The organism is Zoogloea sp., from assembly GCF_023150065.1.
Classification (GTDB): Bacteria; Pseudomonadota; Gammaproteobacteria; order Burkholderiales; family Rhodocyclaceae; genus Zoogloea.
Genome location: NZ_JAKLLN010000070.1, coordinates 1 through 1359, shown reverse-complemented (window position 1 = coordinate 1359; position 1359 = coordinate 1). Strand labels below are relative to the sequence as shown.

Below are 1359 nucleotides of genomic sequence, written 5' to 3'. Positions count from 1 at the left end.
GACGAGCGCCAGCCGGGCGTCATCAGCGGCACCGTCCGCGAAGACCTGGACAACGACGACCTGGGTGACACCCCGATCGCCGGCGCCACCGTCGTGCTGAAGGACGCCCAGGGCAACCCGGTCGCCACCACCACCACCGACGGGAGCGGCAACTACGTCTTCAACAACGTCCCGGCCGGCAGCTACACCGTCGAAGAGACCAACAAGCCGGGCTACACCGACGTCAGCGACGTGGATGGCGGCAACCCCAACGTGATCAGCGTGACCCTCACCCAGGGCCAGTCGAGCACCGGCAACGACTTCGTTGACGAGCGCCCGGCCACCCTCGGCGACCGCGTGTGGGAAGACACCAACGCCAACGGCGTGCAGGACGCCGGTGAAGCCGGCATCGCCGGCGTCACCGTCGAGCTCAAGGACGAGAACGGCACCCCGGTGGCCACCACCACCACCGACGCCAACGGCAACTACAGCTTCACCGTCACCCCGGGCACCTACTCGGTCGCCATCGTGGCGCCGGCCGGCTACCTCGTCACCACCCCGAACCAGGGCAACGACGCCACCGACAGCGACATCAACGCCGCAGGCCAGACCGGCCCGATCGTCCTCTCCTCCGGCGAGAACGACCCGACCGTCGACGCCGGCCTCTACCGCGCCGCCCAGCTGGGCGACCGCGTGTGGCTCGACACCAACGGCAACGGCCAGCAAGACGCGGGCGAAGCCGGCGTGGCCGGCGTCAAGGTCACCCTGCTCGACGCCAGCGGCAACGCCGTGGGCAGCCCGCTCACGACCGACGCGAGCGGCAACTACCTCTTCACCGGCCTGCGCCCCGGCACCTACAGCGTCCAGTTCGACAAGACCACCCTGCCGGCGGGCTACAGCTTCACCACCGCCAACACGGGCAGCGACGCGAGCGACTCCGACGCCAGCGTGACCGACGGCACTACCGCGCAGACCGTGCTCGACTCCGGCGAGTCCGACCGCAGCTGGGACGCCGGCATCATCGCCAGCCCCGGCGCCATCACCGGCACCGTGCTCGAAGACACCAACAACGACAACGTCGGCGACACCCCGCTGGCCGGCGTCACCGTGGTGCTCAAGGACCCGGTCAGCGGCACCGTCATCTCCACCACCACCACCGACGCCAGCGGCAACTACAGCTTCAACGGCGTGCCCCCGGGCAACTACGTGGTGCAAGAGACCAACAAGCCGGGCTACACCGACGTCTCCGACAAGGACGGCGGCGACCTGAACAGCATCGCCGTCACCGTCACCCCGGGCGCCACCAACAGCGGCAACGACTTTGTTGACGAACGTCTGCCGGGCGCCATCAGCGGCACCGTGCGCGAAGACAACGACAAC

1 protein-coding gene is annotated in these 1359 nt (G+C 69.3%); it reads left to right on the top strand.

Annotated features, from left to right (window positions below):
* Positions 1–1359 (top strand): SdrD B-like domain-containing protein (locus L6Q67_RS23425; protein WP_296575886.1); only part of this gene is annotated, 1359 nt, incomplete at both ends.